The sequence below is a fragment of the Pseudomonas sp. SP16.1 genome, assembly GCF_052682975.1.
Genome location: NZ_JBQYFZ010000001.1, coordinates 4,336,331 through 4,357,134, shown reverse-complemented (window position 1 = coordinate 4,357,134; position 20,804 = coordinate 4,336,331). Strand labels below are relative to the sequence as shown.

The 20,804-nt window shown below is 66.9% G+C and carries 18 protein-coding genes and 1 pseudogene; 11 read left to right on the top strand and 8 right to left on the bottom strand.

Annotation, left to right across the window (positions count from 1 at the left end):
* The first annotated feature begins 33 nt into the window (after positions 1-33).
* From aspA to ACUTAF_RS20545, 3 genes and pseudogenes are all read left to right on the top strand, one after another.
* Positions 34-1,458 carry an aspartate ammonia-lyase gene (aspA, locus tag ACUTAF_RS20555; RefSeq protein ID WP_445581702.1) on the top strand — a complete coding sequence of 475 codons (1,425 nt, stop codon included), beginning with the start codon at positions 34-36 and terminating at the stop codon, positions 1,456-1,458.
* Between the two features lie 127 nt (positions 1,459-1,585).
* A pseudogene (locus ACUTAF_RS20550) lies at positions 1,586-2,838 on the top strand (dicarboxylate/amino acid:cation symporter).
* A gap of 270 nt (positions 2,839-3,108) precedes the next feature.
* A complete protein-coding gene (locus tag ACUTAF_RS20545) occupies positions 3,109-3,894 on the top strand; it encodes a substrate-binding periplasmic protein (RefSeq protein ID WP_445581701.1) in 786 nt (261 codons plus the stop codon).
* Positions 3,895-4,112: 218 nt separating this feature from the next.
* Here ACUTAF_RS20545 and pdxR read toward each other — a convergent pair whose 3' ends face one another.
* Positions 4,113-5,579 (bottom strand): MocR-like pyridoxine biosynthesis transcription factor PdxR, encoded by a 1,467-nt coding sequence (pdxR, locus tag ACUTAF_RS20540; protein ID WP_445581700.1) that lies wholly within the window; start codon positions 5,577-5,579, stop codon positions 4,113-4,115.
* Positions 5,580-5,677: 98 nt separating this feature from the next.
* Between pdxR and ACUTAF_RS20535 the strand changes: the two genes are divergently transcribed.
* Complete coding sequence (locus tag ACUTAF_RS20535; protein ID WP_445581699.1) at positions 5,678-6,298, top strand: FMN-binding negative transcriptional regulator; 621 nt, start codon at positions 5,678-5,680, stop codon at positions 6,296-6,298.
* Between the two features lie 7 nt (positions 6,299-6,305).
* On the opposite strand, the gene zapA is transcribed toward ACUTAF_RS20535, so the two are convergent.
* The 3 genes from zapA to ACUTAF_RS20520 all read right to left on the bottom strand — a co-directional run bounded on the left by zapA (position 6,306) and on the right by ACUTAF_RS20520 (position 7,744).
* Positions 6,306-6,590, bottom strand: a complete 285-nt coding sequence (gene zapA / locus ACUTAF_RS20530) for a cell division protein ZapA (RefSeq protein WP_445581698.1) — start codon at positions 6,588-6,590, stop codon at positions 6,306-6,308.
* Positions 6,587-6,817 (bottom strand): hypothetical protein, encoded by a 231-nt coding sequence (locus tag ACUTAF_RS20525; RefSeq protein WP_445581697.1) that lies wholly within the window; start codon positions 6,815-6,817, stop codon positions 6,587-6,589. Before ACUTAF_RS20525 ends, zapA begins: the two co-directional genes overlap by 4 nt.
* 108 nt (positions 6,818-6,925) lie before the next feature.
* A complete protein-coding gene (locus tag ACUTAF_RS20520; protein ID WP_445581696.1) occupies positions 6,926-7,744 on the bottom strand; it encodes a helix-turn-helix domain-containing protein in 819 nt (272 codons plus the stop codon).
* A 159-nt stretch (positions 7,745-7,903) separates the two neighbouring features.
* Here ACUTAF_RS20520 and ACUTAF_RS20515 point away from each other — a divergent pair, with 159 nt between their 5' ends.
* From ACUTAF_RS20515 to ACUTAF_RS20505, 3 genes are all read left to right on the top strand, one after another.
* Positions 7,904-9,349, top strand: a complete 1,446-nt coding sequence (locus tag ACUTAF_RS20515; RefSeq protein ID WP_445581695.1) for an alanine/glycine:cation symporter family protein — start codon at positions 7,904-7,906, stop codon at positions 9,347-9,349.
* Positions 9,350-9,418: 69 nt separating this feature from the next.
* Positions 9,419-10,408 carry an asparaginase gene (locus ACUTAF_RS20510; protein ID WP_445581694.1) on the top strand — a complete coding sequence of 330 codons (990 nt, stop codon included), beginning with the start codon at positions 9,419-9,421 and terminating at the stop codon, positions 10,406-10,408.
* 27 nt (positions 10,409-10,435) lie between these two features.
* Entirely contained in the window at positions 10,436-10,879 is a 444-nt protein-coding gene (locus ACUTAF_RS20505; protein WP_445581693.1) for a GNAT family N-acetyltransferase, read from the top strand.
* Positions 10,880-11,019: 140 nt separating this feature from the next.
* On the opposite strand, the gene ACUTAF_RS20500 is transcribed toward ACUTAF_RS20505, so the two are convergent.
* A complete protein-coding gene (locus ACUTAF_RS20500) occupies positions 11,020-11,964 on the bottom strand; it encodes a choline ABC transporter substrate-binding protein (RefSeq protein WP_445581692.1) in 945 nt (314 codons plus the stop codon).
* A gap of 275 nt (positions 11,965-12,239) precedes the next feature.
* On the opposite strand from ACUTAF_RS20500, the gene ACUTAF_RS20495 reads away from it, so the two are divergent.
* Genes ACUTAF_RS20495 through ACUTAF_RS20485 form a run of 3 tightly spaced genes read left to right on the top strand, consistent with a single transcriptional unit; the run spans position 12,240 to position 16,155 of the window.
* Positions 12,240-13,409 carry an aromatic ring-hydroxylating oxygenase subunit alpha gene (locus tag ACUTAF_RS20495; RefSeq protein WP_445581691.1) on the top strand — a complete coding sequence of 390 codons (1,170 nt, stop codon included), beginning with the start codon at positions 12,240-12,242 and terminating at the stop codon, positions 13,407-13,409.
* 22 nt (positions 13,410-13,431) lie between these two features.
* On the top strand, positions 13,432-15,093 hold the full coding sequence (locus tag ACUTAF_RS20490; protein WP_445581690.1) for a choline dehydrogenase: 1,662 nt from the start codon (positions 13,432-13,434) through the stop codon (positions 15,091-15,093).
* Between the two features lie 27 nt (positions 15,094-15,120).
* Complete coding sequence (locus ACUTAF_RS20485; protein WP_445581689.1) at positions 15,121-16,155, top strand: GlxA family transcriptional regulator; 1,035 nt, start codon at positions 15,121-15,123, stop codon at positions 16,153-16,155.
* 153 nt (positions 16,156-16,308) lie between these two features.
* Here ACUTAF_RS20485 and ACUTAF_RS20480 read toward each other — a convergent pair whose 3' ends face one another.
* A complete protein-coding gene (locus tag ACUTAF_RS20480; protein ID WP_445581688.1) occupies positions 16,309-17,040 on the bottom strand; it encodes a class II aldolase and adducin N-terminal domain-containing protein in 732 nt (243 codons plus the stop codon).
* 195 nt (positions 17,041-17,235) lie between these two features.
* Between ACUTAF_RS20480 and ACUTAF_RS20475 the strand changes: the two genes are divergently transcribed.
* Positions 17,236-18,708 (top strand): aldehyde dehydrogenase family protein, encoded by a 1,473-nt coding sequence (locus ACUTAF_RS20475; protein WP_445581687.1) that lies wholly within the window; start codon positions 17,236-17,238, stop codon positions 18,706-18,708.
* A gap of 101 nt (positions 18,709-18,809) precedes the next feature.
* Here the strand turns inward: ACUTAF_RS20475 and glsB are convergent, their stop codons facing one another.
* Together glsB and ACUTAF_RS20465 are read right to left on the bottom strand one after the other, a co-directional pair.
* Positions 18,810-19,718, bottom strand: coding sequence for a glutaminase B (glsB, locus tag ACUTAF_RS20470; protein ID WP_445581686.1), 909 nt, complete (start codon positions 19,716-19,718; stop codon positions 18,810-18,812).
* Between the two features lie 80 nt (positions 19,719-19,798).
* The gene (locus tag ACUTAF_RS20465; RefSeq protein WP_445581685.1) at positions 19,799-20,446 is read right to left on the bottom strand and encodes a hypothetical protein; all 648 of its coding nucleotides are present in this window, start codon (positions 20,444-20,446) and stop codon (positions 19,799-19,801) included.
* Between the last annotated feature and the right edge of the window lie 358 nt (positions 20,447-20,804).

Sequence of the window (20,804 nt, the reverse complement as noted above, 5' to 3'; positions counted from 1 at the left end):
CGTTCGCCGTACTTCCCAAGAGCCATCACTATCATGTCCTCTGCTGCATCTGTTCGCGTCGAAAAAGACCTGCTCGGCACCCTCGAAGTCCCTGCCGATGCCTATTACGGCATCCAGACCCTGCGCGCGGTGCAGAACTTCCGCCTGTCCGGCGTGCCGCTGTCGCACTACCCGAAACTGGTGATCGGCCTGGCCATGGTCAAGCAGGCCTCGGCCGACGCCAACCGCGAGCTGGGCCACCTGTCCGCCGCCAAGCACACGGCGATCAGCACCGCCTGCGCGCGCATCATCCAGGGCGAGTTCCACGAGCAGTTCGTGGTCGACATGATCCAGGGCGGCGCCGGCACCTCGACCAATATGAACGCGAATGAAGTCATCGCGAACATTGCGTTGGAAGCCATGGGCCATGAGAAGGGCCAGTACCAGCACCTGCACCCGAACAACGACGTGAACATGGCGCAGTCGACCAACGACGCCTACCCGACCGCCATCCGCCTCGGCCTGCTGCTCGGCCACGACAGCCTGCTCAGCGCGCTGGACAAGCTGATCCAGTCCTTCGCCGCCAAGGGCCTGGAATTCGGCCACGTGTTGAAGATGGGCCGCACCCAGCTGCAGGATGCCGTACCGATGACCCTCGGCCAGGAATTCCGCGCCTTCGCCACGACTCTCGGCGAAGACCTGCAGCACCTGAAGCTGCTCGCCCCGACCCTGCTCACCGAGGTCAACCTGGGCGGCACCGCGATCGGCACCGGGATCAACGCCGACCCGGCCTACCAGGCCCTGGCGGTCAAGCGCCTGGCAGTGATCAGCGGCCATCCGCTGATTCCGGCCGCCGACCTGATCGAGGCCACCAGCGACATGGGCGCCTTCGTGCTGTTCTCCGGCATGCTCAAGCGCACCGCGGTCAAGCTGTCGAAGATCTGCAACGACCTGCGCCTGCTCTCCAGCGGCCCGCGCACCGGGATCAACGAGATCAACCTGCCGGCGCGTCAGCCGGGCAGCTCGATCATGCCGGGCAAAGTCAACCCGGTGATCCCCGAGGCGGTCAACCAGGTGGCCTTCGAGGTGATCGGCAACGACCTGGCGCTGACCATGGCGGCCGAGGGCGGCCAGTTGCAGCTCAACGTGATGGAGCCCCTGATCGCCTACAAGATCTTCGACTCGATCCGCCTGCTGACCCGCGCCATGGACATGCTGCGCGAGCTGTGCATCGACGGCATCACCGCCAACGAGGCGCACTGCCGTGCGCTGATGGAGAACTCCATCGGCCTGATCACCGCGCTCAACCCCTATATCGGCTACGAGAACGCCACCCGCATCGCCAAGGTCGCCCTGGAAAGCGGGCGCGGCGTGCTGGAGCTGGTGCGTGAGGAGCAACTGCTGGACGAGGCCACCCTGGCCGACATCCTGCGTCCCGAGAACATGATCGCCCCGCGCCTGGTTCCGCTGCAGGGCTGATCCACCGAGCACCATCCGCGCCGCCCTCCTTCGAGTGCGGCGCGTTGCTTTCCGCCCTAGCCTGCCGGGCGGCACCGCTCAAGGCCGCGCAGACGGCCCCACAAAAATGACAATCCGGGTGATAACCATGAGTCAGAGCAATACCGCTTCCCTCTCCCTCCTTGCGCGCGTGCCGCTGTGGCAGCAGATCTCGTCGGCCTGGCCCTCGGCGTCGCCGTCGGCATGCTGTTCAAGGGCGGCGCCCAGGCGCTGGCGCCGATCGGCGCGCTGTTTCTCAACGCGATCAAGATGCTCATCGTGCCGCTGGTGTTCGTCTCCCTGGTGGCCGGCATCACCGCCATGAGCGATAGCGCCAAGCTCGGCCGCATCAGCGTCAAGACCATCGCCATCTACCTGATCACCACCGCCTTCGCGGTGAGCATCGGCCTGGCGTTCGGCGCCCTGTTCAGCCCCGGCGAGGGCATGCACATGGTCGCCAGCGGCAGCGAGGAGGCCAAGCAGGCGCCCTCGCTGGTGCAGATCCTGGTGGGCCTGGTGCCGACCAACCCGGTCACCGCCTTCGCCGAGGGCAACATCCTGCAGATCATCGTGTTCGCCATCGCCCTGGGCGTGAGCATGAATCTGATCGGCGACAAGGCCGCCCCGGCGGTCAAGCTGTTCGACAGCCTGGCCGAGGTGTTTTACAAGCTCACCGACCTGGTGATGCGCCTGGCGCCCATCGGCGTGTTCGCGCTGATCGCCGGCGTGGTCGCCGCCCACGGCATCGAGGTGCTGCTGCCGCTGGCGAGCGTGATCGGGGTGATCTACCTGGCCAGCATCGCCCACATGCTGCTGGTCTACGGCGGCCTGATCGGCGGTCTGGCCCGTCTCAGCCCGCTGCGCTTCTTCCAGGGCATCGCCCCGGCGCTGGCCGTGGCCTTCAGCACCTCGAGCAGCGCCGGCACCCTGCCGGTGTCCATCGAATGCGCGCGCAAGAACCTCGGCGTGTCGCAAGGCGTGGCCGGCTTCGTGCTGCCGGTGGGCGCCACCATCAACATGGACGGCACCGCCATCTACCAGGGCGTGCTGGCGTTGTTCATCGCCCAGGCCTTCGGCATCGACCTGAATGCCGGCCAGTACCTGATGATCATCCTCACCGCCACCCTGGCCTCCATCGGCACCGCCGGCGTGCCCGGCGCCGGCCTGATCATGCTCGGTCTGGTGCTGACCTCGGTCGGCCTGCCGTTGGAAGGCGTGGCGCTGATCGCCGGCATCGACCGCATCCTCGACATGGCGCGTACCACGGTCAACGTCGCCGGCGACCTGATGACCACCACCCTGGTGGGCAGCAGCGAGCAGGAGTTGGATCGCGAGATCTACAACAGCGACAACGCGCAGTAACAGCAATGCCAGTGGCTACGGCGACTGATTGTCTACCGACATCAGCCCCTGGTCCGGTTACAGCAGGCGGCAGCAGGCAACCCCTGAGCCCCTGGCACCGAACAGCCCGCCTGGTCAGCGTTGTGACGACGTCCTATGTCGGCACACATCCCTTCGCCACCGCGCTGACCAAGCGGGCTTCCTTATAGCAACTCCCGTGACATCGCCGGCAGTGCCTTACAAGGGCGGCCGGCGATGCACTCCTGACAACAATAAAAAGGGAGAAAACCCATGTTGCAGCTTCTTCATCACCTCTGGAACAAATGTGGCAACGGCCTGGCGGTTCTGCTGTTGGGCCTGCTGTTCAGCCCCCTGAGTCAGGCTGCCTTGCCGCCCGATTACAAGATGGTGCTGCTGACGGAAAACTTCCCGCCCTTCAACATGGCCGAGCACGGCAAGAACTTTGCCCGTGATGCGCAGATCCGGGGCATCAGTGCCGACACCGTGCGCGAGATGTTCAAGCGTGCCGGCATCGACTACAGCCTGACTCTGCGCTTCCCCTGGGATCGCATTTACCAACGGACCATGACCACGGCCAACCACGGCCTGTTCTCCACCTCCATGAGCGAGGCGCGCAAGCCGCTGTTCAAGTGGGTCGGGCCTATCGCCCAGTACCAGAGCGTGCTGGTCGGTCTCAAGGACAGCCACCCGCAACTGAGCACCCTGGAACAGGCGAAGGCCTACCGCATCGGCGCCTACCAGAGCGCGGCGGTCAGCCAGCACCTGGAGCGCCTGGGCTTCACCCTGCATAACGCCCTGCGAGACCAGGAAAATATCCGCAAGCTGCAACGCGGGCAGATCGACCTGTGGGCTACTTCCGATCCAGTGTGGCGCGTCTATGCCAAAGAGCAGGGTGCCGATGATCTGCAAACAGTGCTCAGCTTGGAAACCTCGCAGCTTTACCTGGCGCTGAACAAGGACACCCCCGACGAAGTGGTCGAGCGCCTGCAGGCGGCGCTGGAACAGATGCGCAGCGAAGGCTACGGCAGCTGCGCGACAAACCCCGAGCTGTGTTGAGCAACCGCGCCTGGCGGCTATAGCCGCAGCGAGAAGGAGCTGGATCGCGAGATCTACAACAGCGACAACGCCGCCTGAGTAACGACTTTCATAGGAGGCCTCACCAGCCTCTCCACTCTGGGACGGCTTCGGCCGTCTTTTTTTGCCTGCGAATCAGCGGCGTAGGGTGTCGCGGGGCCGCCTAGGCCGTGAGCACCGCCTGCCCACGGAGCCAGGCCCTACAACCGCCAGGCCTGCCTGAGCCGCCGCAGGGCCTCGGCTATCTGCTCCTCGGGCACCGCCGCGAAGCCCAGCACCAGACCGGCGCGTTCGTCCTCGGCCGTCTCGCTGCCGGGCAGCCAGTAGTCGCTCAGACCGTTCATCTCGACGCCGGCTGCATGGGCGGCGCCGATCAACTCGTGCTCCCGGGCGAGCGTCTCGACCCTGATGCTCAGGTGCAGGCCGGCATCCACCGCGGGCAGCGGCGAGCACCCAGGAATCGGCGCTGGCCACGCCGCGAGCAAGGCGTCGCGCCGGCTGCGCGCGGCCTGGCGCATGCGCCGCACATGGCGCTGGAAGTGCCCGGCGGCGATGAACTCGGCCATCACCGCTTGGGTGCCGATTTCCGTATGGCGCATGTCCAGCGCCAGGCGCCGGGCGAAGGCCTCGGCCAGCGCTGGCGGCAGCACCAGATAACCCAGGCGCAGCGCCGGGAAGGCGAGCTTGCCGAAGGTGCCGACGTAGATCACCCGCTGCTGCCGATCCAGCGCCGCCAGGGGCGCCAGCGGCGTGCCGGCGTAGCGGTACTCGCCATCATAGTCGTCCTCGATTATCCAGCCGTCCTCGCGCTCGGCCCACTCCAGCAGGGCCAGGCGTCGGGACAGCGACAGGGTTACCCCGGTGGGGTACTGGTGCGCGGGGGTGACATAGGCCAGCCGGCAGTTTTCCAGGCGCTGCAGCGCGGCGACGTCCAGGCCGTCATGGTCCACCGGCATCCCGCACAGCTGCGCGCCGGCCACGGCGAAGGCATGACCGGCGGCGCGGTAGCCGGGGTTCTCCACCGCCACACGGTCGCCGGGCTGGATCAGCAGCTGAGCGCAGAGGCTGATGCCCTGCTGCGAACCGCAGGTGATCAGCACCTGTTGCGCATCGCAGGCCAGGCCGCGGCTGCTGCGCAGGTAGGCCGCGATCAGCCTGCGCAGTTCCGGGTCGCCGGCCGGGTCGCCATAACCCAGCCGTGCCGGCGCCGGCTTGCGCCAGAAGCCTGCCTGCAATCGCGCCCAGGTGTCGAAGGGGAACAGGTCGAAGGCCGGCACGCCGATGCGGAAGGCGCGCGGCGCGCCGCTCGGTGGCGACGGCAGGTGGTGCGTGTGCAGGCGCTGCAAGGGCAGGCTGGGGGCGGGCCGGCTTGCGACGGACGGCAGCACGGGACGGGAGCAGGCCAGTTCCGCCACATAGGTGCCGTCGCCCACGCGCCCGGCCACATAGCCCTCGGCATACAGCTGGTCCAGCGCCCGGGTCACGGTATTGCGCGAGATGCCGAGCAGCGTCGCCAGTTCGCGGCTGGCGGGCAGGCGCGTACCACTACCCAGGCGACCATCGAGGATGGGTTCGCGCAGGGCCTGGTAGAGCTGGCGCGCCAGGCCATGACCAGGTTCGAGGCGGATGCCGGACAGATCGAATGGCAGCGCGGGTTTGCTGGCCATGCGGGCTCCAATTGGCTCTACGAAATTGCTCATGATTGGATCTTACATCGAGCCAATATCCTGCCTAGCATGGCTTCAACACGTCAGGAGACGCCACCATGTACATCCCCGCCGCCTTCCGCCAGGACGATCTGGCCCAGCTCCATCAGCAAATCGAGGCCAGCGGCCTGGCCTTGCTCACCAGCAGCGGCGCCCAGGGCCTGCAGGCCAGCCATCTGCCGCTGCTGCTGGAGCCGGGCGAGGGCGAGTTCGGTACCCTCTACGGCCATTTCGCCCGCGCCAATGGGCACTGGCGTGACCTGGCCGGCGGCGCCGAGGCGCTGGCGCTGTTCAGCGGACCGGACAGCTATGTGCATCCCGGCTGGTATCCGGCCAAGGCCGAGCACGGCAAGGTGGTACCGACCTGGAACTATATCGCCGTGCATGCCTGGGGTCGGGCCGAGGTATTCGACGAGCCCGAGCGCCTGCTGCAACTGGTCAGCCGTCTGAGCGAGCGCCACGAACAGGGCCGCGTGCAGCCCTGGGCGGTGAGCGCCGCGCCGCGCGAGTACATCGACGCCATGCTGCGCGCCATCGTCGGCTTCGCCCTGCCGATCCGCCGCATCGAGGGCAAGTGGAAGCTTAGCCAGAACCGCTCGGCGGCCGACCGGGCCGGGGTGCGCGAAGGTCTGGCCGCCTCGGCGAGCCCGCGTGAGCACGAACTGGCCGAGCGGATGTAGCGCCGCATCAGGCGCCGTCGCGAAGGTGGCTGAGGATCTGCCGGTTGAGTGCCTGCAGGCGGCTCTCGGTATCGCCTGTCGCATTTTGCTGGAGCTGTCGGGCGCACAGGTTGAGGGCGCTGAGCAGCAGCAGTTCCTGCCCGCGGGCATGGGGATAGCGGCGGCCGTTGCTGGCAATCTCCCCTTCGAGCAGGGCCATGGCCTGCTGCAGCAACTGTTCCTCGCCGGCCGGCGTCCTGATCGCGTAGTCGCGGCCGAACAGGTGCAGGACGCGCACGCCCTCGCGGCTCATGCCTGGACGCGGCCGTCGTTGACGCGCTGTACCAGCGCCTGCAGGCGGGCTGCGGCAAGGCTCTGCTGCTCTTCCTGTTCGAGCACCTGCAGTTGCAGGGCGTCGTTGTCTTCGCCGGCCTTGGTCAGGCTGGCGCGTAGCTGCTGGTTGTCGCGGCTGAGCTGCTGGTTCTGCTGCAGCAGTTCGGCGACCAGGCGTTCGAGTTGTTCGAGGGTGCTATCGAGCATGGCAAAGGACTTCGGCTATGGAAGGGGGGCGCGCACCATAGACAAAAGTGCCCGCTACAGCCACAGCAGACAAAAAATATCTCTTTAAATTCAGCTGTTTAATAAAAGTCATTCCATCTCGAACAGCCCGTCGCGCAACTGCGCGCCGGCCAGGCGCTGGCGGATGTCGTCGTCGATGCGCGCATCGTCCGGGGCGTAGAGCATCAGCTGGCGGTAGGCGTTGACCCGGTTGATCTCATGGCCCAGGTACTGCCAGACCACGCGGGTACAGGCCGGAGTGCGCCGGTCGCCGCTGGATACGCCGGTCTTGATCCCGTTGAGCCGGGTGATGCGGCTCTTGAAGCTGGGAATCAGGATGGTCTGGCTCATCTCGTTGCCGGTCAGCGACTCGTAGTCGACCAGAAACAGGCGGTCCTGCAGATAGAAGGCCGCACCCAGGTAGCGGCAGCGCACCCAGTCCTCGGCATCGCCGCGGGTGCGCTCCTGGCGCTCCTGCCGTTCGTGGCGCTCGAGCAGGTAGTTGCCGCGCTCCTCGCGCAGGTGCACCAGCGACAGCAGCACCTGGCCCGGCACCGACATGCAGTTGGAATACTCGAAGTAGTAGCCGCAGTAGCGTTGCAGCGAACTGGCCTGTTGGCGCAGCGGCGCGAACAGCTCCAGCAGCGGGTCGCTGCCGACCTGCGCCTGGGCATCGGGCCCGCGCGCGCCGACCAGGCGGGCGAACTGCTCGGCCGGCAGCGCCAGTTCGTACGGCTCGACGCCGAAGAAGTCGCAGATGCGCTTGAGGTTGTGCGCGGTGGGCCGGCTCTGCCCGGCCAGGTAGCGGTTGAACTGGGCGCGGTTGAGCGCCAGCTTGCGGCAGACCTCGGCGATCGAGCGGTAGTGGCTGCACAGCAGTTTCAGGTTGGCGCCGAGGGCATCGGACATATGGTCGTTCCAGCTGACGCGAATGACGCGATTCTAGCATCAACTCGCGTCAGTTCGCCTCGACCCGCGAAATTGTCGCGGACACCTCTATCGCCAACCATTCGCCAACCGCCCGGCGGGGCGCATTCCTATCCAGAACAACAAGAGAGAAAGCCTCCCATGCTCGATCTTCTCAACGACCTTATCTGGAGCAAGCTGCTGATCGTGATGCTGATCGGTCTCGGCCTGTTCTTCACCGTCGCCTCGCGCTTCGTCCAGTTCCGTTACTTCGGCAGCATGTTCCGCATCTTCGCCGAGGCGTTCCAGCGTCAGCCCGGCCAGCTCAGTTCGTTCCAGGCGCTGATGCTGTCGGTGGCCGGCCGCGTCGGCGCCGGCAACATCGCCGGTGTGTCGGTGGCAATCATGCTCGGTGGCCCCGGCGCAATCTTCTGGATGTGGGTCGTGGCCCTGGTCGGCATGGCCACCAGCTACTTCGAGTGCTCCCTGGCCCAGCTGTACAAGCGCCGCGAGCCCGACGGCAGCTACCGTGGCGGCCCGGCCTTCTATATCCAGCACGGCCTCGGCCAGCGCTGGCTGGGCATCGTGGTGTCGATCTTGCTGCTGGTGACCTTCGGCTTCGGCTTCAACGCCGTGCAGTCCTTCACCGTGGCCAGCTCGCTGCACGACACCTTCGGCGTGCCGACCCTGGTCAGCGGCGTGGCCCTGACCGCGGTGATCGGCCTGATCATCTTCGGCGGCATCCAGCGCATCGCCAAGTTCGCCGACGTGCTGGTGCCGGTGATGGCCTTCTCCTACCTGGCCATGGCCCTGCTGGTGATCGGCCTGAACCTGGCGGAAGTGCCGGCGGTGTTCGCCCTGATCTTCAACAGCGCCTTCGGCCTCGAGCCGGCCTTCGCCGGCGGCATCGGCGCGGCGATCCTCATGGGCGTCAAGCGCGGCCTGTTCTCCAACGAGGCGGGCCTGGGCAGCGCGCCGAACGTGGCCGCGGTGGCCGAAGTCAAGCACCCGGCCGCGCAGGGCATCGTGCAGTCGCTCAGCGTGTTCATCGACACCCTGATCCTGTGCAGCTGCACCGCGCTGATCATCCTGCTGTCCGGCGTCTACCAGCCGGGCATGGAACAGGCCGGCGTGGTCCTGACCCAGAGCGCCGTGGCCGCCGTGGTTGGCGAGTGGGGCCGGGTATTCGTCAGCCTGGCGCTGCTGCTGTTCGTCTTCACCACCCTGATCTACAACTACTACCTCGGCGAGAACGCCCTGGGCTTCTTCAGCGAGAAACGCGGCCCGGTGATGGTCTACCGCGTGCTGGTGGTCGGCCTGGTGTTGTGGGGTTCGGTGCAGGACCTGGGCACCGTGTTCGCCTTCGCCGACGTGACCATGGGCCTGTTGGCCATCGCCAACCTGGTGGCCCTGGCGCTGCTGTTCAAGGTCGGCCTGCGCCTGATGCGCGACTACGACAGCCAGATCAAGGCTGGTGTAGAGTCCCCGGTATTCGACGCCAGGCAGTTCGCCGATCTGGACCTCGATCCGGCGGTGTGGGGCGGTCAGGCGGTCAAGCCGACGGCCGTCGATCAGGCCGAGATCGGCGACCGCGTATACCAGCGCTGAGCTGACCCATATGTGGAAGGAGGGGGCTCAGGCCCCCTTTCTTTTGCCCATGATTTGCGAGGAGAGCCCATGGCGACCCCAGAAAAGCTGCTGGTGCTTTACACCGGCGGCACCATCGGCATGCAGATGAGCGCGGACGGCCTGGCCCCGGCCTCCGGCTTCGAGGCGCGGATGCGCGCGCAGCAGGCCGGCGAGAATGCCGGCGAGCTGCCGCAGTGGACGTTTCGCGAGCTGCTGCCGCTGCTCGACAGCGCCAACATGAACCCCGGCCACTGGCTGGCCCTGCGCGACGTCATAGTCGCGGCGGTCGAGGCCGATGGCCACGACGCCGTGCTGGTGCTGCACGGCACCGACACCCTGGCCTACAGCGCCGCGGCGCTGAGCTTTTTGCTGCTCGGCCTGCAGGTGCCGGTGCTGCTGACCGGCGCCATGCAGCCGGCCGGTGTGCCCGGCGGCGATGCCTGGCCCAACCTGTTCGGCGCCATGCGTGCGCTGCAGCGCGGTGTGGCGCCGGGCGTGCACCTGTACTTCAATGGCCAGCTGCTGCATGGTGCGCGCTGCTCCAAGCTGCGCAGCGACGCCTTCGACGCCTTCCAGGTGCTGCCGCGCCGGCGCCGCGCCGAGCATGCCGCCATCGATGCGCGCATCGACTATCGCCAGGTGCGCCGGGCGGTGAACCTGGCCGTGCTGCCGCTGCATCCGGCGCTGCAGGCGTCGCATCTGCGCGCCCTGCTGGGCAGCGGCGTGCAGGGCTTGCTGCTGGAATGCTACGGCAGTGGCACCGGCCCGGCCGGCGATGTCGAGCTGATGGCCGCCCTGAACGAGGCGCACGCACGTGGCGTGGTGCTGGCGGCGATCAGCCAGTGTCCGCAGGGGCATGTCGAGTTCGGCGTATATGCCGCCGGCAGCCGCCTGGCCGAGGCCGGCCTGGTGTCCTGTGGCGGCATGACCCGCGAAGCGGCGCTGGGCAAGTTGTTCGCCCTGCTCGGCGCCGGGTTGACGCAGGCCGAGGTGGAACACTGGCTGGCGCGCGATCTCTGTGGTGAGATGAACGACTGAATCCTCACGTCCAGCAGGAGGCAAGCCATGAGTGTCGAGATCCGTCCCGTCGGTGCCGCCGATCACGAGGCCTGGCTGCCGCTGTGGCAGGGCTACCAGCGCTTCTACATGACCGATATCCCGGCCGAGACCAGCGCCGTCACCTGGCAGCGCTTTCTCGATCCGGCCGAGCCGATGGGCGCGGCGCTGGCCTGGCAGGGTGACGAAGCGGTCGGCCTGGTGCACTGGGTGATGCACCGCTCGACCTGGACGGTCGGCGACTACTGCTACCTGCAGGACCTGTTCGTCGCCAAGGGCCAGCGCAGCGCTGGTGTCGGCCGCCAGCTGATCCAGCACGTCTACGAGCGGGCGCGCGCGGCCGGCTGCGCGCGGGTGCATTGGCTGACCCACGAGAGCAACAGCCAGGCCATGCTGCTCTACGAGCGCATCGGCGAGCGCTCCGGTTTCGTCCAGTACCGCAAGCTGCTTTAGGGGGCGGCGCTTTTTCCTCCCGCCGGGCGCTGCTTGGCTGGATCGGCAAGGCGCGATCGTTTCCGCACCCCATCCCAGGCGCAGCAATGCCCAACGGCTCTGACGTGCGTTCGTTGGGCTTGGCACTGCGTGGCGGCAACCTAAAGGCCCAGGCTGCTCCTCACCGCGGGCAGTGGCTGTCCGCCGTCGACGGTGGTCACGCCCGCGAGCCAGCCGTCCAGTACCTGCGGATTGGCCTTGAGCCAGGCCTTGGCGGCGGCCTCCGGTTGCTGCTTGTCGTCGAGGATGGCGGCCATGATCTGATTCTCCATGGCCAGGCTGAACTCCAGATTGTTCAGCAGCCTGCCGACATTGCCGCACTCCTTGGCATAGCCCTTGCGGGTGTGGGTATCCACCACGGCGCTACCGTAGTTGGGGCCAAAGCTGGCGTCGCCGCCGCTGAGGTAACGGATGGCGAACCTGGTGTTCATCGGGTGCGGTTCCCACGCCAGGAACACCAAGGGCTTCTGCGCCTGCACGGCGCGGCGCACCTGTACCAGCATGCCGGCTTCGCTGGATTCCACCAGCTTGAATCCGTCGAGACCGAACTGACCCGCGTCGATCAGTCCCTGGATCAGGAGATTGCCGTCGTTGCCCGGCTCGATGCCGTAGATGCGCTCTTCCAGCTGCTGGCGGAAGCGGCCGATGTCGCTGAAGTCCCTGAGACCGGCGTTGAAGGTGTATTCCGGCACCGCCAGGGTGTACTTGGCGCCCTGCAGGTTGGTGCGAACCCGCTCCACGCTGCCCTTGTCCAGAAAGGGCTTGGCAATCACCTCCATCGAGGGCATCCAGGCACCAAGGTAGGCATCGATATTGCCTTTCTCCATGCCCATGTAGGCCATGGGAATGGAGGTCAGCTGGGTTTGCGGCTTGTAGCCCAGGCCCCTGAGCAGGGTGCTGGCCAGGCCGGTGGTCGCGGCAATATCGGCCCAGCCGACTTCCGCCATACGCACGACCCGGCAAGCGGCCGGTTCGGCCGCCAGGCCGGTGAGCGAGTAACAGGTGAACAGGGACGCAGCGAGCAGGCACAGGACTTTCTTCGACATGATGGACGCTCCTATCGGGCGGCTACGGCAGACATCGGTGGAGTGTTGCGGGGCTCTCGGGCTCCCTCGCCTGCCGAGCATAGGAAGGCCTGAATCCATGACTTGATGGGAAACGACATCTTCTGCCGCTGCCAGCAACGGCGCGCAAGGACGTTGATCTTTTGCGTTGGCAACTCGTCGCTCGACGTCAACTCCGCCGGATAACCCTCCCCTAGATTGGCTTCCGAAGCAGGCCGCCGAGCCGCTCGAACAACACCTGGGAGGAGAACCCCATCATGCAATCCGTCGAAGCCATCAAGCTGCAAACCTCCATCGAAGGCTGGGACCAGCAGGACCCGGAAACCGCCTTCACCCTGCCGTCGCGATATTTCTTCGATGACGCCCTGTTCAGGGCCGAGCGCGACCGCATCTTCATGCACGCCTGGCACGTCGCCGGGCACAAGAACGAGTTCCGCGAGCCGGGTCAGTACGTGGTGGTGGACCTGTTCGACCAGAGCGTGGTGGTGGCGCGTAGCAGGAAGGGCGAGATCCGCGCCTTTCACAACGCCTGCCAGCATCGCGGCAACCGCCTGCTGGAGGGTCGTCGCGGCAACACCGGCGGCGTGGTGCGTTGTGCCTACCATTCCTGGTGCTACGAGATGGATGGCAGCCTGCGTAGCGCGCCACGTTGCGAACGGATGAAGGACTTCGAGCCGCAGCAGTTCAATATCCCGCAGGTACGGGTGGAGGAGCTGGGCGGCTTCATTTATTTCAACCTCGATCCCGGCGCGCCGTCCCTGGCCGAGCTGTTCCCCGGTGCCAACGAGGAGATGCACCGGGTCTTCCCCGACCTCGAGCGGATGCGTCTGATCGAGGAGCAGGACGTGATAGTCCCGGCCAACTGGAAGGTGATCATGGACAACTCCATCGAGGGCTATCACTTCAAGCTGTCCGGACCCTGCCACATCGACCTGGCCAAGCTGATCGACTTCAAGGGCTACCGCCTGACCAAGCGTGACAACTGGTGGACCTACATCGCCCCCGCCAACCTCCAGGCCGGCGAAGCCTACGGGGTGAAACTGCGCGAGGAGCCGAACCCGGACGAGTGCTTCTTCAACATCGGCATGTGGCCGAACAACACCTTCTACACCTTCCCGTTCTCCGAATTCCTCGGCACCTTCATCATGATCCCCCTGGATGCCGAGCGGTCGTTGCTGCGCTTCGGCTACTACAGCGCGAACGAGGAAACGGCAGAGGTCAGCAAGGCCTGCATGCGCTGGATGAACGAGGAGCTGGGACCGGAGGACATCGAGCTCAATATCAGCGTGCAGAAGGGCCTGCATTCCCTCGGCTACGACCAGGGCCGCTACATGATCGACGCCCAGCGCAGCAACGAGAGCGAGCATCTGGTGCACCACTTCCATCGCCTGGTGTTCCAGGGCATCCACGGTGGGGAGCGGGCCTGAGCCCGCTGCTGGAGGATGCGCCATGTCCGCACATGAATTCGACTACCTGATCGTCGGCGCGGGCTCGGCCGGCTGCGTGCTGGCCAACCGCCTGGGCGCCGATCCGCAGGTGAAGGTGCTGGTGTTGGAAGCCGGCCCACTGGACCGGAGCTGGACCATCGACATGCCCTCGGCCGTGGGCATAGTCGTCGGTGGCAGCCGCTACAACTGGGGCTACAGCACCGAGCCAGAGCCCTTTCTGGACAATCGCCGCATCGGCACGCCGCGCGGACGCACCCTGGGCGGCTCTTCGTCCATCAATGGCATGGTTTACATTCGTGGCCATGCCCGCGACTACGACAGCTGGGCGGAGCAGGGCTGCCACGGCTGGAGCTACCAGGAGGTGCTGCCCTACTTCATCCGTGCGGAGAACCATGAGCGGGGCGCCGACCCTTATCACGGCGATGCCGGGCACCTGCACGTCACCGCCGGAAACATCGATACGCCGCTCTGCTCTGCCTTCGTCCAGGCCGGGGTGGAGGCAGGGTACGCCGAAAGCAGTGACCTCAATGGTTATCGCCAGGAAGGCTTCGGTCCGGTGGATCGCACCACCCGCAAGGGCAAGCGCTGGAGCACCGCGCGTGGCTACCTGGCCGAGGCGCTGCGGCGCGGCAATGTTACGGTGGCGACCGGTGCGCTGAGCCTGCGCATCCTCTTCGAGGGGCGCCGCGCCTGCGGCATCGAGTACGAGCAGAACGGCCAGGTGCATCAGGCGCGGGCGCGGCGTGAGGTGATACTCGCCGCCGGGGCGATCAACTCGCCGCACCTGTTGCTGCTCTCCGGTGTTGGCCCGGCGGAGGAAATCCGCGCCCATGGCCTACCGCTGTTGCACGACTTGCCCGGCGTCGGCCGGCGTCTCAACGATCATCCGGACACCGTGGTGCAGTACCTGTGCAAGCAGCCGGTGTCCATCTATCCCTGGACCCGTGCGCCGGGCAAATGGTGGATAGGTGCGCGCTGGTTCGTCAGCCACGACGGCCTGGCCGCCAGCAACCATTTCGAGGCCGGTGCCTTCATTCGCTCGCGGGCGGGCGTCGAGCACCCGGATCTGCAGCTCACCTTCATGCCGCTCGCGGTGCAGCCGGGCAGTGTCGACCTGGTGCCGGCGCACGCCTTCCAGGTCCATATCGACCTGATGCGTCCCACCAGCCTGGGCAGCGTCACCCTGCGCGGCGCCGACCCGCGACTTTCGCCACGCATCCAGTTCAACTACCTGAAGACCGAGCAGGACCGTGCCGACATGCGCGCCGGTGCACGGCTGGTGCGGGAGATCATCGAGCAGCCGGCCATGCGTGCACTGAAAGGCCGGGAGCTGGTACCGGGGCCGGAGAACTTCAGCGACCAGGCCCTGGACGCCTGGGCCCGGCGGGTGACCGAAACCGGGTACCACGCCAGCGGCACCTGCAAGATGGGGCCGGCGTCGGACCCGGAAGCGGTAGTCGATCCGCAGCTGCGGGTGCACGGGCTGGAAGGCCTGCGGGTGGTGGACGCTTCGATCATGCCGATCATCGTCAGCGGCAACACCAATGCGCCGACCGTGATGATCGCGGAGAAGGCCAGCGATATGATCCGGGGCCAGGCATCCCTACCTGCGGCCGGGGTGCCGGTGTGGAGCCATCCGGACTGGCGTGGACAACAACGATAACCAGAGCACTCGAGCGAGGTGCCGAACGTGGATAGCCCGAATTCCAAGGAGCGCCCTCCGGGGCGCGGCGATAGCCCGCTGCGCGTCGGCCTGCTGTTGTTGCCGGCGTTTCCCAGCCTGGGGCTGGCCGCTGTCGCCGAGCCCCTGGCCATCGCCAACTGGCTGAGCCAGAAGACGCTGTTCCAGTGGACCCTGCTGTCGTGCGACGGCCAGCCGGTGCAGGCCAGCAATGGCCTGTCGAGTCAGGTGGAGGCGGCGATCAGTCCGGAGCAGGAGTTCGACCTGTGTTTCGTCATCGCCAGCTTCGATGTGCATCGCCATTGCCGCAGCAGCCTGCTGAAGAGCTGGTTGCGCAAGCAAGCGCTGTTCGGCGCCGTGTTGGTGGGGGTGGAAACCGGCACCGAGCTGCTCGCCGCCGCCGGCGTGCTCGACGGCTACGACGCCGCGGTGCACTGGGACAACCTGCCCGGCTTTCAGGAGAGTTACCCCAGGGTTCGCTCGCGGGCCCAGTTGTACTGCCTGGATCGTCAGCGCCTGACCTGCGCTGGTGCCGCCGCCACCCTGGACATGATGCTCACCTGGCTGGGCAACAGCGTCGATGCCGACCTGGCGCGGGAGATCGGCATGCATCTGCTGGTGGGGCAGGTGCGTGCGCCCACGGAGAGCCAGCTGGACGATGGCCAGCAGGGCGAGCCGCTGCACGAGGGCAAGCTGCGCCGCGCCGTGCGGCTGATGGAGCAGACCCTGGAGGAGCCGCTGGACTGCGAGGCCATCGCCAGCCGCGTCGGTCTGTCCCGCCGGCAGCTGGAGCGCCAGTTCAAGCAGCATACCGGGCTGTCGCCGCTCAAGTATTACATCGCCCTGCGCCTGGCCCGCGCCCACAACCTGTTGCAGCAGACCAGCCTCAGCGTCGCCCAGGTGGCCGCCAGCTCCGGCTTCGGCTCCCTGCAGCATTTCTCCCGTGCCTACCGTGCACGCTTCGGCTGCCCGCCCAGCGAGGATCGCAGCCAGACCTGGACCGCGCCGGTGATGCGCCAGCCGTTGACCCGTCAGGGGGCGTAGGGAAGTGCGGATCAGCGATCCGCCCAGCGATTGAAATCGCCTTCACAGGGGAGGCCCCGAAGCTAGGGACAGCGGTTTTTCTGCTCGATGTTTTCGTAGGTCGGGCTTCGCGGGGCTCAGCCACAACCTACGGCAGCACCGAATTCCTCTGGGCTACAACCGATACTCCACCTCTTCCCGATCCAGCATCCGCTTGAGTGCGGCGAAGTGCTTTTCGGCGAAGTCCGGGTACTCCTGCCACTGCTTTGACGTCTTGCGCGCCACTTCGTCGCTGGCAATACGCAGCGGCCGGCCGCTGGCCAGGGCGGTGAGGTAGGTCTCGCAGGCGCGCTCGAAGTAGTAGAGATCGTCGAAGGCCTGGGCCACGCTGGCGGCCGCCACCATCACCCCGTGGTTACCCATCAGCAGCACGGGCTTGCCGTCCAGCAGGCGGCTGACCCGCTCGGCCTCATCGCCCAGGCCCATGCCGTCGAAGTCTTCGTCGATGGCCACGCGTTCGAAGAAGCGCATGCAGTTCTGCTCGATGGGTGGCAGCCGCGAATCGGCCAGGCAGGCCAGCGCGGTGGCGTACTTCGAATGGGTGTGCAGCACGCAGCGGGCCTGGGGCTGATTGCGGTGCAGGGCGCCGTGCAGGGCCCAGGCGGTGATATCCGGGGCGTCGGGGCGGTCGAGGGTGCTCGGCTCGTCGGCATCGACCAGGATCAGGTCGCTGGCGCGGATTTCCGAGAAGTGCTTGCCGTAGGGGTTGATCAGGAACTGCCGGCCATCGGCGGACACCGCCAGGCTGAAGTGGTTGGCAATGGCTTCGTGCAGGCCCAGGCGGGCGGCCCAGCGGAAGGCGCAGGCGAGGTCGATCCGCGCCTGCCAGTGATCGAGCTTGTCCATGGGGACTCCATTCGGGTTGGGGGGCTGGTTCCGAGTCTAGGGAGTTGAAGTCGGGCGACTTGATCTGGAGCGACCTCCGCTGGCGGGTTCGTTCAATCGACGCAATGCGCCAGCGTTTCGCCGCATTCCGTCAACTGCGCGCCAGCGGCCTGGCCGACAGTGACGCCACCTTCAACCCAAACCCAGGAGATTCCCATGGCGACCCACCAACTCTACATCGACGGCCAGTGGCGTGACCCCATTGAGCCGGGACTGCGGCCGGTGATCAATCCGGCCAATGAGGACGTGCTGGCGCAGGTGGCGGTGGCCGGCGCGGTGGATGCCGACATCGCCATCAGCGCCGCACGCCGGGCCTTCGACCAAGGCGACTGGCCCTGGCTGGGCGTCTGTGAGCGGGCCGCGATCCTGCGGCGCATCGCCGAGGCCATCGAGGCCGATGGCGAGTACCTGGCGCGCCTGGAAACCCTCAACGCTGGCAAGACCCTGGGCGAAAGCCAGGCCGACGTGGCAAGCGTGGTGGCGACCTTCCGCTTCTACGCCGCCTTGCTGGAAGGCGAGGGCGGGACGACCAACACCCAAGCGCCGGCGCATGTCATCAGCCTCAACCAGCGCGAGCCGGTGGGTGTTTGCGCGCTGATCGCGCCCTGGAACTATCCGTTGCTGCAACTGGCCTGGAAGGTCGCCCCTGCATTGGCCGCAGGCAACACCCTGGTGGTCAAGCCGAGTAGCCTGACGCCGCTGACGGCCTTGCGCCTGTGCCAGCTGATCGAGCGAGTGGGTTTGCCCGCGGGGGTCTTCAACCTGCTCAGCGGGCCGGGTGAGATCGGCGAGCGGCTGGCCGCCAGCCCGAATGTCGACCTGGTCTCCCTGACCGGAGGCGCAACGGCCGGCGGCAAGGTGATGCGTGCGGCCAGCGGCAACTTCAAACGGGTGGCGCTGGAGCTGGGCGGCAAGAACCCCAACATCGTCTTCGCCGACGCCGATTTCGATGTGGCCCTAGACCAGGCCCTGAACGCCGTCTACTTCAACGCCGGGCAGATCTGCTCGGCGGGTTCGCGGCTGCTGGTGGAAGCCGCCATCCATGATGATTTCGTCCGGGCGCTGGCGGCGCGGGTGAGGTGTATCCGCCTAGGTGACGGGCTGGCCGAGGGCTCGCAGATGGGGCCGGTGGTATCCGCCAGCCAGCGCGATCAGGTGCTGTCCATGGTCAACGGTGCGCTGGAGGAAGGCGCCCAGCTGCTGGCCGGTGGGCGGATTCCACTGGGCGAGGGTTTTGAGCGGGGCTACTGGCTGGAACCGACTCTGCTGGGCAACGTGCATACGGGGATGCGCATCGCCCGCGAGGAAATCTTCGGCCCGGTGATCACCGTCGAGCGATTCGAGGGGGAAGCCGAGGCGCTGCGACTGGCCAACGACACGCCCTTCGGCCTGGCCGCCGGTGTCTGGACCCGCGACCTAGGCCGTGCTCTGCGTCTGGCCCGCCGACTACGCGCCGGCACGGTGTGGATCAACGACTACAATGCCGCCTTCCCCCAGGCGCCCTGGGGGGGCTACAAGTCCAGCGGCATCGGCCGGGAGCTTTCACGCGCCGGCCTGGAGGAGTTCAGCGAGGTCAAACATCTCTACCTGAACACCAGTCCTGCGGCCTTGCACTGGTTCGGCGTTTGAACCGAGGACGGGCCTGGGCCCCGCCGGCCGGGCCTCAGGCCTACTTTGGCGGCTGGGCTCAGGACGACAGGGCCGATGTGCGGCAGGTGGTCGGTAGTCGCTCAGAACACCGACCAGCCGATACGCTGGCTGAGCAGCTCCAGGGCCTTCATCCCGGCCAGCGAGTTGCCGGCGGTGTTCAGTTCCGGCGACCACACGCAGACGCTGAAACGCCCCGGCACCACCGCGACTATGCCGCCGCCGACCCCGCTCTTGCCCGGCAGGCCGACCCGGTAGGCGAAGTTGCCGGCCTCGTCGTACAGCCCGCTGGTGGCCATGATGGCGTTGATCTGCTTGCTCTGCCGCGGCGACAGCACCTGCTCGCCGCTGTGCTGGCAGAAGCCCTGGTTGGCCAGGAAGCCGAAGGCGCGGGCCAGGTCGACGCAGCTCATGCGCAGCGCGCAACAGCTGAAGTAGCTGCGCAGCACCGCCTCCACCTCGTTGTGGAAATTGCCGAACGACTGCATCAGGTAGGCTGCGGCGGCGTTGCGCGCGCGGTGCTGGTATTCCGACTCGGCGACCTGGTTGTCCACCGTCACCTCGGGGTTGCCCGACAGGCGCCGGACGAAGTCGCGCATCGACAGTGCCGGCGCGGCATAGCGCGACTGGTTGATGTCGCAGATTACCAGCGCGCCGGCGTTGATAAAGGGATTGCGGGGTATGCCACGCTCGAATTCCAGCTGCACCAGCGAGTTGAACGGCTGCCCGGACGGCTCGTGGCCGAGGCGCTGCCAGATGCCCTCGCCGCTGTGGCCGATGGCCTGCACCAGGCTGAACACCTTGGAGATGCTCTGGATCGAGAACGGCGTGCGTGCCGCGCCGGCGACGTGCAGCTGGCCGTCGTTGCCGTACACGGCGATGCCCAGCTGGTTGGCCGGCACCCCGGCCAAGGCGGGAATATAGTCGGCCACTTTGCCCTGGCCGATCAGCGGGCGGACTTCATCGAGGATTTCGTTCAACAGCGCTTGCATGCTCGGGCTCGCGGCAGGGCCGGGCGAGGCCCGGCGTACCGCAGCTAGACGCCCGCCGGCGGCCTGGAATCACAGGCCGCCTAGCGCTCCTGGGGCAGCAGCAGCTCGACGCCCAGTTGCTGCGACAGGCAGGGCCAGCGTTGCCAGGCGGCGACCGTGTTCGGCGCGGCCAGGCGCTCGCGGTAGGCCTGCACCGAGGGCTGGGCGAAGCTGGCTTCGTCGAGCAGGCCGGTCAGGGCGTGGTGTACCGCCTCGTCCAGCTGGTTGGCGAAGGGCTCGCCGATCAACTGGTGGGCGATCAGGTTGGCGCGGGTGGTGTCCAGCGGAATCAGCGGCTGGCCGAGGTGGGCGATATAGCGGTCGTTGACCTCCTCGACCAGGCGGTGGGCCAGGTAGGCCTCGTCGAGCAGGCCCTGCAGGCCGTTGTGCCCCGCCATCAGGGCCGGGGGTTGCAGGAAGAACTGCTCGGCGATCCTCAGCACCGGCTCGATCGCCGCCTCGATGCCCGCTTCGCGCGCCACCGCGGCGGCGGCATCGAGCACGTCCGGCACCTGCTCGATATAGGCGACGACGAAGGCGTGCAAGGTGCTGCAGGCGTCTACGGCGGGCAGGTGAATGGCCGGGTGCAGGCGCTCCAGCTGGTCCTGCAGGTACTGGTTGAGAGAGGACTGGTCGGCTTCGTGCTGGCGGGTGCCGGCGATCAGTTGGCGGATGGCGGCGGTGCTCATGACTGCTCCTGCGATTGAGGACATGGACGTCTACCATAGCCCGCGTGTGCGGCGGACTAAGACGCGATTGTCATAACTTCTTAATACTTATGCGAGCCTGCTATATCGGACGTCGCCGAGATTTCTCCAGCCCTCGCCCTGCGGGGCGTTTAGCACAAGGGTTGCGTGGCAGCGGTCATTTTCGTGGCCACGTTGCGGGCTGAAAGTCGCCGTCTATACTCGAGTTCGAAAGGCAGTACCTGATGGAACCGGACGGGCTTAGGCACGGAGAGGTTTCGACAGCAGTCGCCAGCAGTCAGGGGCGGGGGCGCGGGCATAGAGTGCCGGCGTCGTCGCCCTGTACGGCAGTCGATCCCTT

Bases quoted from the DNA above. Each gene is read 5' to 3' on its own strand.
- aspA (WP_445581702.1), top strand. From the start codon at position 34: ATGTCCTCTGCTGCATCTGTTCGCGTCGAAAAAGACCTGCTCGGCACC.
- ACUTAF_RS20545 (WP_445581701.1), top strand. From the start codon at position 3,109: ATGTTGCAGCTTCTTCATCACCTCTGGAACAAATGTGGCAACGGCCTG.
- pdxR (WP_445581700.1), bottom strand. From the start codon at position 5,579: ATGGCCAGCAAACCCGCGCTGCCATTCGATCTGTCCGGCATCCGCCTC.
- ACUTAF_RS20535 (WP_445581699.1), top strand. From the start codon at position 5,678: ATGTACATCCCCGCCGCCTTCCGCCAGGACGATCTGGCCCAGCTCCAT.
- zapA (WP_445581698.1), bottom strand. From the start codon at position 6,590: ATGAGCCGCGAGGGCGTGCGCGTCCTGCACCTGTTCGGCCGCGACTAC.
- ACUTAF_RS20525 (WP_445581697.1), bottom strand. From the start codon at position 6,817: ATGCTCGATAGCACCCTCGAACAACTCGAACGCCTGGTCGCCGAACTG.
- ACUTAF_RS20520 (WP_445581696.1), bottom strand. From the start codon at position 7,744: ATGTCCGATGCCCTCGGCGCCAACCTGAAACTGCTGTGCAGCCACTAC.
- ACUTAF_RS20515 (WP_445581695.1), top strand. From the start codon at position 7,904: ATGCTCGATCTTCTCAACGACCTTATCTGGAGCAAGCTGCTGATCGTG.
- ACUTAF_RS20510 (WP_445581694.1), top strand. From the start codon at position 9,419: ATGGCGACCCCAGAAAAGCTGCTGGTGCTTTACACCGGCGGCACCATC.
- ACUTAF_RS20505 (WP_445581693.1), top strand. From the start codon at position 10,436: ATGAGTGTCGAGATCCGTCCCGTCGGTGCCGCCGATCACGAGGCCTGG.
- ACUTAF_RS20500 (WP_445581692.1), bottom strand. From the start codon at position 11,964: ATGTCGAAGAAAGTCCTGTGCCTGCTCGCTGCGTCCCTGTTCACCTGT.
- ACUTAF_RS20495 (WP_445581691.1), top strand. From the start codon at position 12,240: ATGCAATCCGTCGAAGCCATCAAGCTGCAAACCTCCATCGAAGGCTGG.
- ACUTAF_RS20490 (WP_445581690.1), top strand. From the start codon at position 13,432: ATGTCCGCACATGAATTCGACTACCTGATCGTCGGCGCGGGCTCGGCC.
- ACUTAF_RS20480 (WP_445581688.1), bottom strand. From the start codon at position 17,040: ATGGACAAGCTCGATCACTGGCAGGCGCGGATCGACCTCGCCTGCGCC.
- ACUTAF_RS20475 (WP_445581687.1), top strand. From the start codon at position 17,236: ATGGCGACCCACCAACTCTACATCGACGGCCAGTGGCGTGACCCCATT.
- glsB (WP_445581686.1), bottom strand. From the start codon at position 19,718: ATGCAAGCGCTGTTGAACGAAATCCTCGATGAAGTCCGCCCGCTGATC.
- ACUTAF_RS20465 (WP_445581685.1), bottom strand. From the start codon at position 20,446: ATGAGCACCGCCGCCATCCGCCAACTGATCGCCGGCACCCGCCAGCAC.